General features: G+C 54.7%; 16 protein-coding genes. 4 read left to right on the forward strand and 12 right to left on the reverse strand.

Annotation, left to right across the window (positions count from 1 at the left end):
* The first annotated feature begins 38 nt into the window (after positions 1 to 38).
* Positions 39 to 1,160 carry a tetratricopeptide repeat protein gene (locus PSR63_RS20150; RefSeq protein WP_274327477.1) on the forward strand — a complete coding sequence of 374 codons (1,122 nt, stop codon included), beginning with the start codon at positions 39 to 41 and terminating at the stop codon, positions 1,158 to 1,160.
* Between the two features lie 2 nt (positions 1,161 to 1,162).
* On the opposite strand, the gene PSR63_RS20155 is transcribed toward PSR63_RS20150, so the two are convergent.
* From PSR63_RS20155 to PSR63_RS20210, 12 genes are all read right to left on the reverse strand, one after another.
* A complete protein-coding gene (locus tag PSR63_RS20155; protein WP_274327478.1) occupies positions 1,163 to 2,146 on the reverse strand; it encodes a type II secretion system F family protein in 984 nt (327 codons plus the stop codon).
* A gap of 15 nt (positions 2,147 to 2,161) precedes the next feature.
* Positions 2,162 to 3,103 carry a type II secretion system F family protein gene (locus PSR63_RS20160; protein ID WP_274327479.1) on the reverse strand — a complete coding sequence of 314 codons (942 nt, stop codon included), beginning with the start codon at positions 3,101 to 3,103 and terminating at the stop codon, positions 2,162 to 2,164.
* 24 nt (positions 3,104 to 3,127) lie between these two features.
* Positions 3,128 to 4,441, reverse strand: a complete 1,314-nt coding sequence (locus PSR63_RS20165; RefSeq protein WP_274327480.1) for a CpaF family protein — start codon at positions 4,439 to 4,441, stop codon at positions 3,128 to 3,130.
* 79 nt (positions 4,442 to 4,520) lie between these two features.
* Positions 4,521 to 5,408, reverse strand: a complete 888-nt coding sequence (gene cpaB, locus PSR63_RS20170; protein ID WP_274327481.1) for a Flp pilus assembly protein CpaB — start codon at positions 5,406 to 5,408, stop codon at positions 4,521 to 4,523.
* A gap of 76 nt (positions 5,409 to 5,484) precedes the next feature.
* Complete coding sequence (locus PSR63_RS20175) at positions 5,485 to 6,057, reverse strand: A24 family peptidase (RefSeq protein ID WP_274327482.1); 573 nt, start codon at positions 6,055 to 6,057, stop codon at positions 5,485 to 5,487.
* A gap of 243 nt (positions 6,058 to 6,300) precedes the next feature.
* Positions 6,301 to 6,648, reverse strand: coding sequence for a Flp family type IVb pilin (locus PSR63_RS20180; protein WP_274327483.1), 348 nt, complete (start codon positions 6,646 to 6,648; stop codon positions 6,301 to 6,303).
* 134 nt (positions 6,649 to 6,782) lie between these two features.
* The gene (locus PSR63_RS20185; RefSeq protein WP_274327484.1) at positions 6,783 to 7,154 is read right to left on the reverse strand and encodes a hypothetical protein; all 372 of its coding nucleotides are present in this window, start codon (positions 7,152 to 7,154) and stop codon (positions 6,783 to 6,785) included.
* Positions 7,151 to 7,573, reverse strand: a complete 423-nt coding sequence (locus PSR63_RS20190) for a Flp family type IVb pilin (protein ID WP_274327485.1) — start codon at positions 7,571 to 7,573, stop codon at positions 7,151 to 7,153. The genes PSR63_RS20185 and PSR63_RS20190 overlap by 4 nt, the downstream gene beginning before the upstream one ends.
* Positions 7,574 to 7,606: 33 nt before the next feature.
* Positions 7,607 to 8,824 carry a hypothetical protein gene (locus PSR63_RS20195; RefSeq protein WP_274327486.1) on the reverse strand — a complete coding sequence of 406 codons (1,218 nt, stop codon included), beginning with the start codon at positions 8,822 to 8,824 and terminating at the stop codon, positions 7,607 to 7,609.
* Complete coding sequence (locus PSR63_RS20200) at positions 8,821 to 10,401, reverse strand: hypothetical protein (RefSeq protein ID WP_274327487.1); 1,581 nt, start codon at positions 10,399 to 10,401, stop codon at positions 8,821 to 8,823. The genes PSR63_RS20195 and PSR63_RS20200 overlap by 4 nt, the downstream gene beginning before the upstream one ends.
* Before the next feature lie 75 nt (positions 10,402 to 10,476).
* Positions 10,477 to 10,989: a hypothetical protein gene (locus PSR63_RS20205; protein WP_274327488.1), complete on the reverse strand. Its 513-nt coding sequence runs from the start codon at positions 10,987 to 10,989 to the stop codon at positions 10,477 to 10,479.
* A gap of 62 nt (positions 10,990 to 11,051) precedes the next feature.
* Positions 11,052 to 11,177: a hypothetical protein gene (locus PSR63_RS20210; RefSeq protein ID WP_274327489.1), complete on the reverse strand. Its 126-nt coding sequence runs from the start codon at positions 11,175 to 11,177 to the stop codon at positions 11,052 to 11,054.
* A 406-nt stretch (positions 11,178 to 11,583) separates the two neighbouring features.
* Between PSR63_RS20210 and PSR63_RS20215 the strand changes: the two genes are divergently transcribed.
* From PSR63_RS20215 to PSR63_RS20225, 3 genes are read left to right on the forward strand one after another with little or no spacing between them, the layout of a single operon-like run.
* Positions 11,584 to 12,132, forward strand: coding sequence for a TadE/TadG family type IV pilus assembly protein (locus PSR63_RS20215; protein ID WP_274327490.1), 549 nt, complete (start codon positions 11,584 to 11,586; stop codon positions 12,130 to 12,132).
* Positions 12,133 to 12,140: 8 nt separating this feature from the next.
* The gene (locus PSR63_RS20220) at positions 12,141 to 13,592 is read left to right on the forward strand and encodes a sulfatase-like hydrolase/transferase (RefSeq protein ID WP_274327491.1); all 1,452 of its coding nucleotides are present in this window, start codon (positions 12,141 to 12,143) and stop codon (positions 13,590 to 13,592) included.
* 12 nt (positions 13,593 to 13,604) lie between these two features.
* Complete coding sequence (locus PSR63_RS20225; protein ID WP_274327492.1) at positions 13,605 to 15,026, forward strand: TadE/TadG family type IV pilus assembly protein; 1,422 nt, start codon at positions 13,605 to 13,607, stop codon at positions 15,024 to 15,026.
* The last annotated feature ends 42 nt before the right edge of the window (positions 15,027 to 15,068 follow it).

The raw sequence follows: 15,068 nt of genomic DNA on the forward strand, positions 1-15,068 counted from the left end.
GGACCTTGAATTTGCGACTTTTTGAAATGACGAGCCGAATGAACGATCGCCTTGTTCTGCCAATCGTAATGATCGCATCGTGCCTGGTAGTTAGTGGCTGTGCCACCAATCGACCAGGCACTGGGTCCATGTTCTCCATGACGCAGCCGAAGGTCGAAAACAATTTCACCCAAGAAATGAGTTTCGCCCGTCTATCGGAACGTAATGGTAACAACGTTAAAGCCAAGAAGCTTTATCGCCACATCTTGTCGGAAGAACCGGAAAACCGAGTCGCCCTGCATCGCATGGGCGTCATTTCCGGTAAGGAAGGTCAGTATGACGAAGCCGTCAAATACCTGACCCACGCCTCGACAGTTGGCGATCCTTCTGCTGAAGTGCTTTCTGATCTGGGATACGTTTACTATCTTCAGCACAATCAAGAGCTGGCTAAAGAAACCCTGGAACGTGCCCTCATCGAAGATCCTGACTACGAGGCTGCCCGAACCAATCTGGCAGTCGTCTACGCGGAACTGGGACAATACGACGTTGCTCTAAGTCAATTCCGTCAGGTTTCGAGCGAAGCCGAGGCCTTGTCTAACCTGGCCTATATCCAAAGCCAACGCGGTGATTTGGAACTCGCCGAGCAAAACTACAGTCGGGCTCTCGATATCGATAAACGCCTGCGACCTGCCGCCGAGGCACTCATTCAAATCGCTCAGATGAAGGGTGACGTGACCGATCGGCCAAACGTTCGTCCTCATGTCGTGCCGACCCCAGAACAACCCAAGCAGGAAATGGTCGCCCAGGCGAGTGCTAAGATTCCAGAAGCCTCGCAGTTTGCTCCCCGGCCGACTACGGTAGCCAATGCGACACCTGAATCGGCGACGAACAATCCACTTCGGACCGCCTTGCAGTCAGCGACCCAGCCGGTTCAGCAGGTCCAATACAGCACCGGAACGCCATCCCAGGCCCAGACTGCTGGCGGCAGTGCTGCATTGACGATTCCTACCCAAAGCCTGCAAACGACCCCAGCGGTCTACCAAATCTCTGATGAGCCTGCTACTTCGAGTGTTCAGCAGCCACCGCGAGCATCGACTCCAATCGGATCGATGCAGTCGTCCTCTGCTGAAAGCTTTAACCAGCAAATCTTGAGTGCTTTGCAGGCGGCTTCTACGCGATAGTCTTAATTGCCGGTCGGTGAGAAGCCGTTCTGTTGCTCTGGAGCGGCAGAGATTGCCGACTGGGTGGCGGACTGATTCAGGGCCCCACCCGGCGCGGTTTCACGATACGAGAAATTGCGAAGCTCCATGACCGCCGGTCCCAGCAATAGGACGTAGATCGGCGGTGCCAGGAAGAAGATCACTGGGAAAAGCAGTTTGATCGATGTGCGGTTCCCTTCTTCCTCTGCTCGCTGACGGCGTGTCTCTCGGATGCTGTCGGCAAACTCGTGGAAAGCATTCGCCACATTTCCACCCAGACGTTCCGCATGATGAATCATCGTCGAAAGAGCTGTCACGTCTGGGTCATCGACACGCTTCGCAAACTCTTTCAACGCGTAATCCAACGATCGGGCGGAGGCTTGGCCTTCCAGGATCGTCAGTTCGCAAGCCAAGTCGTTGTGCGAGCTTCGCAGTTCCCGGCTAACGTGAGCGATGGCTCGTTGGAGTGGCATGCCGGCGGAAACGGTCATCGTCACCATGTCCAACCCGTCAGGCAGACCATAACGAATGCGTTGTACCCGGGCCGATGCGGAAGTCGACAAAATGATTCGGGGGAGCCCCCAGATCAACAGCAGAACGACACCACCAACGATGAAGTAAAACTGTTGGGCTGCTGGGCCATCATTGATGGTCAGAACCAAAGCGACCGCAACAAAGATCAGCCAAGCGAAAACGGCCGCGTTACGCAGAGCCAGGTAATCTTCCGCAGCGTATTTACCGTAATGGCCAGCCTTGACCAGTTCCGATTGAAGCTTGTCTCGGCTTTCGTTGGCAATCGGAATCATGTACGCGAAAAGCTTCGTGAAAACCCCCAGCGACTTACCGCTGGAAGCTTCCAGGTAATCCTGGGCCCGATTACGCCCCAGCCAAAGCATAAGGCTACCTACCAGAAATAGCAGGATGCTAATTCCGAGAAAGGCTCCGACAACTTCCAAGCTTAATGGCATACGAGAACTCTTTGATTAATAGCGGCTACGTAACATGCGGCTGACGATGAACAAACCGATTACCTGGGAAATGGCAGCGCCAATCAGCACCAGGCGACCTGTCGGATCATTCCACAGCGAACTGCTGTATTCGGGCTGAACGAAGAACAGGTACATAAACAGCAGCGGACCCAAGCAGGAAATGATCAGGGCCGTAATGCGGCCTGCACCAGTCACGCTCTTAAGTTGACGCTGGTAGCTCATCCGGTCACGAATCACACCGGCCAGTCGTTCCAGGGTTTTGGGCAGGTTACCACCCGCCTCGCGGTGAACGCTCAGGGCCGAAGCGAAAATGCGAACATCCATGGTCGGAACGCGATAGGCAAAGCTCTTCATGGCCGCCGAAAGCGATAGTCCCATCTCCAAATGTTTGGCGATCCGGCGGAATTCGCCGGCAACGGGGGCATTTACCGAGTCGCCGATCATGACCAAGGCCTGATCCAGGCTTTCCCCTGCACGAACGGCACGGGCCAAAAGATCAAGAGCCGAGGGAAACTGTTCTTCAAACTGCTTCATCACACGCTTGTAGCTGATGGAAAGGATGATGAAGCAGATCACGATGCCGAAAAGCCCGGCGACGACGCTATACAGCAGGTCTTCGCTGAAGACAAACACGGCCATCCCGGCGGTCATGCCAATCAGGATGAACAACATCGCCGCCATGGTGATGCTCATGTTCATGCCGGTCATGTAGATGGCACGTTCCAGCCACACATCGAATCGATCGACAGCGGAAGCGTCTGCTTCTTCAATGCGAGCAGGTAGCTTCTTCAGGATCGGAGACGCCATCAAGCGAGAGTCGCGCGAAACGAACAGGTCGCGGACACCCATCAGCAACGCCCCGAGTGCGGCGGCCATCCCACCGAACACAAGGATCGGCAGCGAATTGGCATTCAGTGCTAGGGCTAGTTGATCCACGGATATTCTCTCTGGTGCGATGGTTTAGGTGGTGGCCTGGAAGATGCTGGTGTCGATGCTGACGCCTGATTCCAGGAACCGATCAACACATTGCGGTTGGTAGCCGGTTGCGACAAATCGACCCGTTGCGCGGCCTTCGGCATCGAGTCCCTGGTGCTCGAAGCGGAAAATGTCGTTCAACTGGTATTCGCCCCCTTCGGTACCGGCGATCTCGGCAATTCGCATTACCTTACGCACACCACCTTTGAGACGTGCCACATGAACGATGATGCGGATACCGCTGGCAACGTAACGGCGAATGACGTTCACCGGCAGCTCGAATCCGGTCATCGCGACCATCATTTCCAAGCGGTGCAAAGCGTCGACAGCGTCGTTTGCGTGAATCGTAGTTAGCGACCCTTCGTGACCCGTGTTCATCGCTTGCAGCATATCCAGAGCTTCCGGCCCGCGGACTTCACCCACCAGGATACGGTCGGGACGCATACGCAAGCTATTGCGGACCAGGTCTCGCGGCGTGACAGAACCTTGGCCTTCCGAGTTCGCCGGGCGTGTTTCCATGCCAACGACGTGGGCGTGTTGTAGCAAAAGTTCGGCCGAGTCTTCGATGGTCACGATGCGTTCGTCGTCCGGGATCGACTTGCTCAGTGCGTTGAGCATGGTCGTTTTACCGGCACCCGTACCGCCTGAGATCATGAAGCTCACGCGTCCTTGGACGGCGGCTTGCAGGAAATCGACCATCGGTTGGTTGATCGTTTCGTTTTCCAGCAGTTTCTCGAGACGCAGATGCTCGACACCAAAACGGCGAATCGAGAGCTTCGGACCGTTCAAGGCCAGCGGGGGAACGACCGCATTGATACGCGAACCGTCCGGCAGTCGAGCGTCGACCATCGGGCTGACTTCGTCGATTCGGCGACCCACGCGAGCCACAACTCGCTGGATAATCCGAATCAAGTGAGCGTCGTCGGCAAACACAATGTCCGATTTTTCCAAACGGCCCAAGCGTTCCAGGTAAACCTCGTGAGCGTTGTTGACCAGGATATCGCTGATCGACGGGTCGTCCATCAGCGGTTCGAGTGGACCCAGGCCGAAGACTTCGGCTTGAAGCTCTTCCAGGAGTCGCTCGTGAAGGTCCTTGTCGATCTTCGGACGGTATTCGCGAATGACGTCTTTGGCCAGACTCTCAACGTTGGCTCGCATCCGCTCATCGTCGATTCGTGCGACCAGCGAAAGGTCTAACGATTCGACCAGCTGTTCGTGAATGTCCGACTTCAGACGCTGGAAATCGATCTCGCTAAGAGGCGTTTCCGACTTGGGCTGCGAAGAGGTAAATCGAATCATGGCCGGGCCAATTGGGAAAAAGAAGGAAGATCAGGCCGCAAGCCGTGATTGGCTTGCGGCATCATCGGGGCAGTCGCGGTTACTTCACGGCGTCTGCGTTGGCAGGTGGATCAGCCTTGGCCTGCTTGTTCAGGTTTTGCTTGGCCAGCTTCTCCGGATCGAAGTTCGCTCGGAAGCGTTCACGGAACTCGACCTGCGAGATGTTGTGGCCGCGATAGACTTCAATCCGTTCGCGTGCGACAGGACGATTCAGAAGTTCGTCCATGGTCATGCCAGCGAACTGAGCGTTGGCATCGACGTCGTCTGGGTGACGCAGGGCTAGGGCCATCGTGCCGCGGTTTTCAACCACTCGCAAAGCGACTGCTTGATCCGGCGTGACCGAAAGGGTAACCGAGGTTTCCTGGCGAGCTTCGCGCTGACCGCGAATGTTTCGCATCTCGGTGGTGGTGCTGTTGACGGCCAAGACCTTCACGCCTTCCAACAGGCTCACGGTCATTTCTGGCAGGTCTTCTGAGCTGTCCTCTTCGCTACGGAAAAGAACGTCCACCCAGGTGCCTGGCGTTGCGAACATGTCGACCGCTTCGTCCGCTGCAACCTTGATGGTCATGGCACGCATGCCAGGATCGAGGCGTTCGACGATGCTTGGACCGGTCCCTTCCGGGTAGAACAAGTGCGCGTCAAATGATGAGCCCTTAGGTACATCAACTCGCAGCGTACGACCGATGATGTCAGAAGTACGCCCCATGAATTGCAGCGGCAGTCCTTCCTCTTGAACTTGCTTCGCCGTCAGACGCTGAATAACCATGTCGCCCATGGTTAGCTCTCGCCCGGCTGTCAGGTCCATACTGGCCCGTGGGACGATATACGTTTGGGGAGCGTTGTCTATGGCAACTGGTTGGGGCTGTTGCATGTTCTTTTGGACGATGTACGCTCCCAGCAGTCCAAACATGACTGCTACGACGCCCAAAAGGAGTGTTCCCGGACTTACCCTCATTGCTCGTCTACTCCGAGTATGTGCGAGTGATTTCGCAGCGATTGATGAATTAGTTTTCCAGTGTAATTGGCGATCCCGAAGTGGCTACCCATTTCAACGTGAATAGTCCCCCTAGCACGAGCCAGGCGGAGATGGTTGCGGGAATCGCGTAAGGAATCACTCGTCGATTGGCCAACGATTGTTGCTTTTCGGCATCATTCGCTTGCGCGGAACCGGCGATCAGACTCCATATAAACATGGCAAACAGGCTAATCGCTGCGATCAGCCCGCTGCCAATAAAAATTATCAGGATGGCCTTCCAGCCCACCCAGGCTCCGAGTGCCCCCATGAATTTGACATCCCCGCCTGCACCGCCGCCGATGGCGAACAGTACGAACAGAATGCCAAACCCCACGCCAAAACCGGCCAGCGAAAACAGCAGACCGCCGATCGCGCCTTGTTCGGTCAATGCTCCGGCCACGGTATGAAAAATCACACCTAGTCCAAAGGCGCTGACCGTCAGCCAATTCGGCAATTTGCGCGTCTTCATGTCCCACGCAGCACCGGTGGCGGTGTACGCAGCGACAAACAGCAAAATGATGAGTTGTGGGATCATGTTTATAGGGTGCTCGAAAAACAACATTCGGACGCTTCACACGCCTTAAGTCAGGCTGTGTTCGACGCTAAATCTCCGTGATGCTAATCTCTTAAGGGTCCAACACAGGCTGACCTAAGGAATGGCGGTAGATTCCAAAGATCAACACAAGTTCTCGATGGGAAACCTTTCCGACGAACTTGTCGGAAAGGTTTCCGTTGTCCGAGAGGCCGCAAGCGAGAACACCAGGTTCCGACTTGCAGCGACTAAATCCGTTCTTAATCAAAATGATTAAGGGATCGGAGTCAGGACGTCGCCTTCGTCGATGGCAACACCGGTGTGGACAACGCAGTTGTCGTCGGTGTCAGCTGGATCGTCAACGCTATCGCAGAAGTCGAGTTCGTCGACGAATGCGAAGCCAGCGTTCTTGGCGCTGTGACCAACAACTTGGCTAACGAAGTAGGACTGGTTGACTTCCTGGATAGCACCAGCAACGTCGGACAGTTCGCTCGTAACAGCGTTACGGACGGTGTCCAGAGCAACAATCAGACCCAGGACGGCGATCGTCGCAATCAGGATCAATTCTGCGGATACGACGAAACCAGCTTCGTCATTCCACAAACGCTTAATGAGGCTCATGAGCTCATTCTCCTAAGGGTAAAAAACACACGAAAAAAAGTTCTTCCCACTGCTGACGTGCCCCAGATCGACCGCCTCGATCTGAATGTTGTCTTAGGATGGGAAGGTTCACTCCAAACAAAAAAGTGATTTGGTTAGGGCAGTGTTCCTGCGGGCGGCGGAGCCACGGGGGACTCAGCTTCACTAGGATCAATAAACGTGATTCCAGCCGGCGGCTGTGGGTTCATCTCGGTACCCGGGTCTTCAAGCGTCGGGGCTGGGTCGATGTACTCTGCCGTGCACGAATGGTCAAAATTGCCATCCATGTCTCCGTCGATCTGGATCAAGTAGTAAAACGATTGGTCAAGGTGATCCAAAGCCACGGCCGCATCGCCGAACTCTTGGACCAGGTGATCTCGTAGAGCCACGGCACCGGCGATGACGCCAATCGCGAGGATGACGACCATGAAAATCACACCGATGGCCGATGCGCTGCCTTTACGCTTTTGCAGTTTCAATTTCATCATGGCAACGCCTCACCTTCGTTAATGGAGCCACCAATGGAAATGATTCCCGGTGGTGGATCGCCATCGGTATCTTGTCCGTCGCCCACGTCAGGTTGGTCCATATATTCAAAGTTGTTGAACGTGGAGCGGACGTTTACGTATTCAAAGTTGCGACGAACCGTGACAACGCCGTCTTGCTCGTTAATGGCAGGGCCGTTGTCCTGGTTGCCGGCGTTCTTGTCACCGACGAACACGCTGTAGGACTGATTGAATTGCCCGACGGCGGCACCCGTATCGGCCAACTCTTGCATGACGGCATCGCGGAAAGTGACCAGCCCGACGATCAAGCCCAGCACGGCCAGCGTGGCGATGAGGATTAACTCCATCGAGTTCACGAACCCTCGTTCGTCGTTCCAAATTTTCTTCAGAGTAGTCAACATGGCATGACACCTATTTCAAGGGAAACTCCGGCGTTATCCGTCCGCGCCGGTTTGTGGACTTTTTAAAGGAGTTAACTCGTGCGGGAACTTGCCCCGCCATAAACACAGGGCTCGGCCCACGTGCGTGAGAAACGTGTAATTCTTGACAACCGACTGGGGTTCCATTTGTTCGATTTCGACGACCAGCCACTGAGCTCCGCGAACGATGACTTCGCGTGGTGGAAGCACTTCAGCCGGAGCGATCGCCCACCACTCAAGTGCGTGACCGGTGGCCAGGATGCGACGCATCATGGGGCCGCCTGCTTCGGCTTCCTGGGCAGGGCGAGTGGCGTCTTCCCAGTTCTCGTCCCAGTAACCTTCGGCCGATTGGCTTTTGACCAGGTGAGAGGTCGCTTCGCTCAGGTGAGCCAGGACTTTCGATCGTGTGTCTGCTTCTCGGAACAGCTGCGCTTGATCGTCGAATTGCAACAGCATGGCCAACGCGTACAGGCGATGGTTGCCGTAGCAAACGCCATCGACCCAGTCTTGCCGCATCAGGCGATCGGCCAGCAGGTCGAACGTGATCTGCTCGCCATCTTGCGAGAGCCACTGCGTGGGGCCGGTGGCATACGAGGCGGCAGCGACGGTCGTCCACTCGTATTCCTTCTGATTCAAGCGGAAGTCGAGCATGGCCGCGGTAAGCAGCTGCTTGACCGTCAGTGGCGTCGTTTGATCTTTCACGATGATTGGGTAATCGAGCGGAATGCCGATCTCGGCCAACGTTCCCAGCGTGTGGTCAACGTGGCTGGCGGAAGACTCGCCTTCTTGCGTGCGGAAGCCAGGGCCGAATTCGCCCTTGAGTAGCAGCGGCAACGCGTCGTCACCCCAGTGGGTCGCGTAGGCGTTCTGATCGGTCAGCATGGCGACCATCTCAGCACCGGCCAGGCAATTAGGATCTTCAAACGTGGCCTCTTGCCCCCAGCAGCGCAAGGCGTGATCGACATGGTTGATCTTGGGGCGTTCGTGACGCAGTTGCGGACGAAGCTTGGTCATGGTGGCCATCAGCTGTTGGTCGGTGATGACGTGCGGCCAGTTGTATTGGAGCGTGACCGAGCGAGGTTCGTTTTGCAGCGCAGGAATCGCATCGACCGTGCGAGGCAGGGCATAGACGGCCGCGACCGCGATCCCACCAACCAGTAGTACCTGCGAGAGAGCGAACGCCACCGCTGATTGAGCAAAACCACGACGTTTGAATGGCTGCTGTCGCATCATGAACCACTCCTTCGCAAGATGAGGGAGAGGTCGTCTTCGTAGGCGATTTGCCAGTTGGCGTGATCTGCGTGGATCGTTTCCAGCAGGGCTGCCTGATTGTTTTTGTCAATCACCAAGGCGTTGATGGCGTATCGATCGGCGATTCCCTGCCAAATGGTTTCGCCACGGTTGAGCTTGTTGTAGTCGTACTTGGCCTGCTGCGGCAGGTGAACCATCGAAGTGGTCGCGAAGACATTAACGCGGCCGCCTTGCGGGCTTTGCAGCAGATCACCCCAGGAAGCCGGAGCGAAGACGATTCCGTCGACGGGGTTTTCACGCAGGTATCTGGTTGCGGCGACCGGTGAACCATCGTCGAACAGTTGTCCGATGGTTCGCGGTTGTCCACCTAAGACGGCCTGGCTAAGGGGCGAAATGGCGAAAGCAATCCAGCAGAGGAGCACCGCGCCGAGCGAATAGGCAAAACGCAGAACGGGTGGCTTCGCTTCACTGTCCTCGCTCGTTTCGACGGGAGCCGGAGCGGGGTCTGCTTGAATCCCCAAGGCCGTTTGTGCCTGAGGAATGAGCACCAATGCGGCCAGCGGAGCGAACCAAACGATATCGGACGCGAACGAAAGCGAGAGCAACGCGAAGATCGAAATCGTGAGGACTTCGGCCATCGGTAGTGGGCCTTGATGCTTGCGGAGAATGACTCCCAACAGAACGATTGCCACCAACCAGCAAAGGCCAACGAGGCTGGTAACATCGAGCGGCACTTGTTGCAGCGACCACGATTGGAAGGTTTCTGTCCAGAGACCAATTCCAAGCGGAGTCAGCAGCGTCGCAAGCACACAGAGCTCGAGCGTAACGGCCGCGACTCGGAAGCTGCGATCCCGAAACAGTTGTTTCCAGGCGAATTTGTTTTCAAGCAATGTTGTGGTCGAGTTACCCAGCCAGGCGAATGCCAGAAAACCGACAACCACAAAGACCGAGTCATCAAGGTTCGCCCACAGCCAAACGATGGCAACGGTGACGCCACTTTGCAGTAGTGAAGCGTTATTGCTGCCTCGCAGCGTCAGGGCGATCAGTGCGATCCATAGCGGCAAAACGAGAAGCAACGGACTTCCCAGCCCTAGCGAGCTCCAGGCGAACAGGGCAAACCATAAGATGCCCAGCCCCGTGAGGAGCGAGTTTCGTGTTGCCTGCCAAAGCGTGATGCTCAAGAGCGTGACGGCGATGGTGGCCAGCAGGGTGGTTGTCCAGGAAACGGCCTCGAGCGATTGCCGGGCAATCACGGCCCAGAAGATGCTTCCCAGCCAAGAGGTTTCGCGAAAGCCCATTCCTTGCGAGAGGGTCTGCGTGACGTCCGTTGTCGGAAGTTGCCCCTGCGAAAGAATGGCCTCACCCCGTGCTGCGTACAACCACGTGGTGTGGGACGTCAGGGGAGTGAAACTGAGCAGAACGAATAATACGCACACCAACCCCACGACCGACATGTGTCGCCAGGTGAGCACGAATCGATCGCTGAGCAGGGATTCCAGCTCATACTGATTCGTATTCAGGGTTGTTTCTTGGTAGGTGGACAAAGTGCCAACAGCCATAAACGTGTGCTGACTGGCATCCATGCTGGAAAAGGATTCGCGAATCCGTGCGAATCACGATGAGTCATTCAGGAATTAAGGATCTCGAAAGGCCGTTGCGCGATGAACGATGTAACGGCCTGAGATATCAAATTTCATGTTGCTTAAAACATTGGGAATCGGTGCGCTATCCACTTCCACGGTGACCTGGACTATGACCTGATTGGGGTCAGTAAAACCGAACGGATCCACTGGAGCCGGAACGGAATTGTCACCTAGGGTAGTTTGGTCGACGACCATGTTATCTTCGTCGTACTCCCAAACATCGACGCGTACGCCAGTCGTCATGAGGTCGAGACCATGAACGGAAAGGACCTCGTCAACGACATCCGTGGCGATGATCTCCGTGGTTTGTGTCCCAATTTTCTTGGCAACTTCGCGTGCAGCTTCTTCCGCCGCGTGTTGCACGTTTTGACGAATAGTGACCGTCGGGCCAAGCACGAAGAACGAGAAGGTGGCAATCACCAATATCGGAAAGAGCATGATGACTTCGAGCACTTGAATGCCGCGTCTCGCTCTTCGGAATCCGGAATGTTGAATAGATTGCACCAGCACGCTCCCCCGAAACGCCTGTGGGTGGGTTTCCGCCAGATTTCTCGACGAGAAATCCGCTACGGAGTGAGACTAGTAATGGCTTCTGCCAATTCCAGCAGTTCGTTCAGAAGAGATCCGCGAACGGTAGCCAGACCAGCGATCACACCAATACCGACGATGGTGAGCAAAAGGAGGTATTCCACGAATACACTTCCTCGACAATCACCCGCCAGCTGTCGAATTTGCTTTTTAAACCAGGTCATGGTTAATCCTCTTACCATGAAGATGTGCTGCCTGCCCTAGGTCATAAAATGATTACAGGCTTTAGGAAAAGCCAGTAAATTCCTAGGAACTTTTCCGGTTGGGCGGACTAGTTCGTATAGTCAATCCATGCGGAACACATTTCAGTGTAAAAGCACAAAACCTTGTTTCAACTGGCTAACCCTGGTATTTTGAAAAAAATACAACGAGCCGAGCAAATTAGGTGAATGGGTCGTCTGGGGTATATAATCGATTGATTGCGGAAGAGCCGCATTCTGTTTGGCAAATCGCCTGTTGGTGATTATAGGTAGAGCTATCGTCACGAATTCGGGGGGAGTTCCTACATCCATGGTGCAGTTTCGCAAATCGAAACGCCGCGCGGCCAGCCTGCTAGAGATCATCATCGGACTTCCGATTGTTCTCATCTTGCTGCTTGCTGTGGTTCAATTCGGCTTGCTTCAGAGCAATCAGCAAACGCTCAAGATGGCAAGTCGAGCTGGCGCTTTGGTAGCGGCCGAACTGGTCATTGATGGAACGGAGACGGAGCCCGACGCATCCATCGTCGACGCCATTAACGAAGTCCTGCAGAAGGGGGGCATTCTGTCTCCTGCTGAATCGATCACGGATATCGGCGAAGTCCAACTGAATTATATTGTCTACGACTTTGACAACGAGGACGCCATCGACGACGTAATCTATTTCGATGCCGGGTGCGATCCACCCCCAACAACTTACCCAGACTATTACTATGTCCAAGTGACCATCTGCATTCCAGCAACGCGTCTGACACCGAATGTGATGGCTTGCTTTGGCGTTGACTATTCTGGACGCGATGCGATTATGACGAGCCTTTATCGTCACGAGTTATCTCCTGTCACCGCAATTCCATCACCCTAAGTATCTCCATGCATTGGATAGGTAGATCGATCGTTCTACTGGCGCTGCTGGTCATCGCTGCGGCGATTTTCTGGCCAGATGCATGGCGCGCGGGCAGCGGTAATATCCCCAACAAGCCTTTGGCTGAAGCGGAATCTAGTGGGCAAACGGTTCCAGGGTTCGTTTCGGATGCCGAGTCGATGACGGCTGATGATAATCCGCATGTCTCGGACATGAAGAATCCATTGACGCGGGCTCTCGATGGAATGCTGGCCTCGCATGGTGAAGTTTTTAAAGATTCCGAAGACGGCCTGCGAGATCGCATTGAAGATGCCGACCGACGCTTAAGTGGTGTCAAATCAGATATTCGAAGTGCGATGCGCAACGCCAATCGTCAGGTTCGCGTCCCTGGACAGAACTCACCCCTGGTCATGCTTGTTGTTTTAGAGGGTGTGGCCAAGGATGAACTTGGTTTCTATGGCGAGCCTGGTAAGACTCCTCTTTTGGAGGCATTAGCAGAGCAGGGAACGGTATTCGAGTCCTGTTATGCCGGGCCAACGGTCGACATTGCCCGGCACATGCTGATGACCGGTTCGGGGTTCAGCAAAGGAAAAGCTCGTAGCAATCAAATTGCCGAGATGATGTGGAACTCGGGCTATCGCGCTTTACTGGTCGAAGATGCGAACTGGATGTCGGAATACGAACGTCACCAATACGATGAAGACGTCTCGGCGAAAGTCGACCCAACGACCGGGCTTCCTGTGAAATTGGTCTTCAACGGAGCCGAGGCGAAGATCGTTGCCAATCAAAATGAAGACTCGGACGACGATATTTCGTCGACAGACCTTCTCGTGGGGCAGTCGCGCGAGTTACTGCTGAAGCGTCCGTCGAATCGTCCCGTTTACGTCGAATATCATTTCTCCGTAACGACCGATGATCCCGAGGCCCGAGCAACACAGATCGCCGAAATCGATCAATCGATCGGCCGACTGTTCCATTCGATGCACACGGCAAGAAGTGGGCGTTCGATGGTCATGGTTGTCACTGGTTTGCCACCAGCAAAACAGCCGCAAAACGAAGGGATTCTCAGTGAAAGCAACCTGCAAGTTCCGCTGATGATTTACCGTTCCCACAAAAATAATGTCGCCAAGATAGAGGAGCCCTGTGGTTTGCTGGACGTTCTGCCGACACTGGCCGGGATGATTACAAGCAGCCGAGTTCCTCGCCACAACGGCATTTCGTTACAGCCTTGGATGGATGGCAAGCCGACGTCCACTCGGCGTTTTCGCTGGACCAATCCCAGCGATGAAGATCAGTTCGCGATTCGCCAAGGACCGTGGAAGGCGATATTCGGGGCTTCCGATCAGCTCTTCTTTTTGCCCGACGATCCGCGGGAAACGAACAACGTGGCAGCTCAGCATCCTCAGGTGCTGCAAGGCTTGTCCGGCAGTAGTCCGAATCGCACCAAGATGAACTTCTAGAGCACCCACTCCATGACGCAACTCAACCGACGATTCGACTTCCTGAGCAAGCGTGCCCGGCGTGGTGTATCGCTGCTGTGGATCATCATTGCGTTTCCGGCGCTGATGCTCTTCTTAGTGTTTGCCGTCGAGATCGGGAATATCTGGCTTGCACGACTTGAGTTGGAGCAAAGCCTGGAAGCGAATGCTCTGGCTGCCGTTAAGCAGTGGGCGGAGTCGGGTGGTGGGGATACGCTCATTGCTCGTGATGTAGGAAATGAGTTTTCGATCGCTAACTCCGTGCGACGGCAGGATGTCGATCTCACCGATATGACGCTCAATACTGCATTCACGAACGGAGCCAATCGACTCAACTACGACGACAGCGGGATGGCAGCGAATCCAAATCAGAACTTGGTCTGTACCGATATTACTGACTACAACAGCTACCTTCAGCCTGGCGTGATGGTTTTCGGGGCCATTATTCAGACCGAAAATCTCGTTGATCCGGCGGAAAGCGTGATTTTCAACGCGGATGTGATTCCTAGTTGTGCCGGCCCCGGAAGTGTTTTGATCGACGCGACTGGAAGCGGTAATTTGCAGACCGACAACAATCACGAATGGGGCATCGCATTTGAAGCGATTGGAGACGAAGACGCGGCCGCTCAGGCAAATCTCCGAATCTACCGAGTTGATATCAATGTCGACCCTGATGGTTTGCTTGACTATGAATTCACAGGCACACCGGAAGTTGCGGATACCCTGAGCAACCCCAAGATCTCCGGTACAGGTATGTCTAGCGGGCTTAGCCAGAACGACAATTTTCTTCAGGAAATCACGACGGGCGATATCATCTTTTCGATTACGCCTGGCACTCCTGAACTGCTGACAATTACTTTCTCGAATCCCTTAGACTTAGCTGTGGGTTTGACTCCTGGTGACCGCTTTCGTTTCGGTGCTAATGTAATCGATGTGTCGAATCCCAATTCAAACACTCAGGTAGATGGTGATGAAGTTGGCGGCGTTGCCGAAGTTACCGTTTACTTTTCCTACAACGGCGTGGCAGATTCGATGGAAATGGGAACACTCGTCGATACGATGGATAAGGGTAACAATTGTGGTGGTGATGCCTACATCTTCACAGATGCCATTGGCGAAGACCACGTGATTGTGCATCCTACGAATACTGTTGACTTACCATGCCCTGCCGCTTCGGCGGCCAATAATAATGGACAGTCTTACGTATCGATTGGTACCTCAGGGCAATCGCATTTCTATGCGGTGCGAGCTCAAGCGACCATTGGTGTCGAAAGCGTCGTACAACAAATCTGTGGTTTCAATCTGGGGCCCTGGGGCGTCAGTGCGAAGGCCACAGCCTACTACGATTGCGAAACGAGCGATCCGAAACTGATTCGCGTTGATGTGTTTCAATGTGATCCTCCTCCTGCAAATTGATCCTACAGCATCAGTACGACCGCCTAATAGCCTGGGGATCGA

This window comes from Bremerella sp. P1 (assembly GCF_028748185.1).
In the GTDB taxonomy this organism is placed as follows: domain Bacteria; phylum Planctomycetota; class Planctomycetia; order Pirellulales; family Pirellulaceae; genus Bremerella.

Bases quoted from the DNA above. Each gene is read 5' to 3' on its own strand.
- PSR63_RS20220 (WP_274327491.1), top strand. From the start codon at position 12,141: ATGCATTGGATAGGTAGATCGATCGTTCTACTGGCGCTGCTGGTCATC.
- PSR63_RS20190 (WP_274327485.1), bottom strand. From the start codon at position 7,573: ATGTTGACTACTCTGAAGAAAATTTGGAACGACGAACGAGGGTTCGTG.
- PSR63_RS20215 (WP_274327490.1), top strand. From the start codon at position 11,584: ATGGTGCAGTTTCGCAAATCGAAACGCCGCGCGGCCAGCCTGCTAGAG.
- PSR63_RS20155 (WP_274327478.1), bottom strand. From the start codon at position 2,146: ATGCCATTAAGCTTGGAAGTTGTCGGAGCCTTTCTCGGAATTAGCATC.
- PSR63_RS20225 (WP_274327492.1), top strand. From the start codon at position 13,605: ATGACGCAACTCAACCGACGATTCGACTTCCTGAGCAAGCGTGCCCGG.
- PSR63_RS20195 (WP_274327486.1), bottom strand. From the start codon at position 8,824: ATGATGCGACAGCAGCCATTCAAACGTCGTGGTTTTGCTCAATCAGCG.
- PSR63_RS20180 (WP_274327483.1), bottom strand. From the start codon at position 6,648: ATGAGCCTCATTAAGCGTTTGTGGAATGACGAAGCTGGTTTCGTCGTA.
- PSR63_RS20185 (WP_274327484.1), bottom strand. From the start codon at position 7,154: ATGATGAAATTGAAACTGCAAAAGCGTAAAGGCAGCGCATCGGCCATC.
- PSR63_RS20150 (WP_274327477.1), top strand. From the start codon at position 39: ATGAACGATCGCCTTGTTCTGCCAATCGTAATGATCGCATCGTGCCTG.
- PSR63_RS20200 (WP_274327487.1), bottom strand. From the start codon at position 10,401: ATGGCTGTTGGCACTTTGTCCACCTACCAAGAAACAACCCTGAATACG.
- PSR63_RS20165 (WP_274327480.1), bottom strand. From the start codon at position 4,441: ATGATTCGATTTACCTCTTCGCAGCCCAAGTCGGAAACGCCTCTTAGC.
- PSR63_RS20175 (WP_274327482.1), bottom strand. From the start codon at position 6,057: ATGTTGTTTTTCGAGCACCCTATAAACATGATCCCACAACTCATCATT.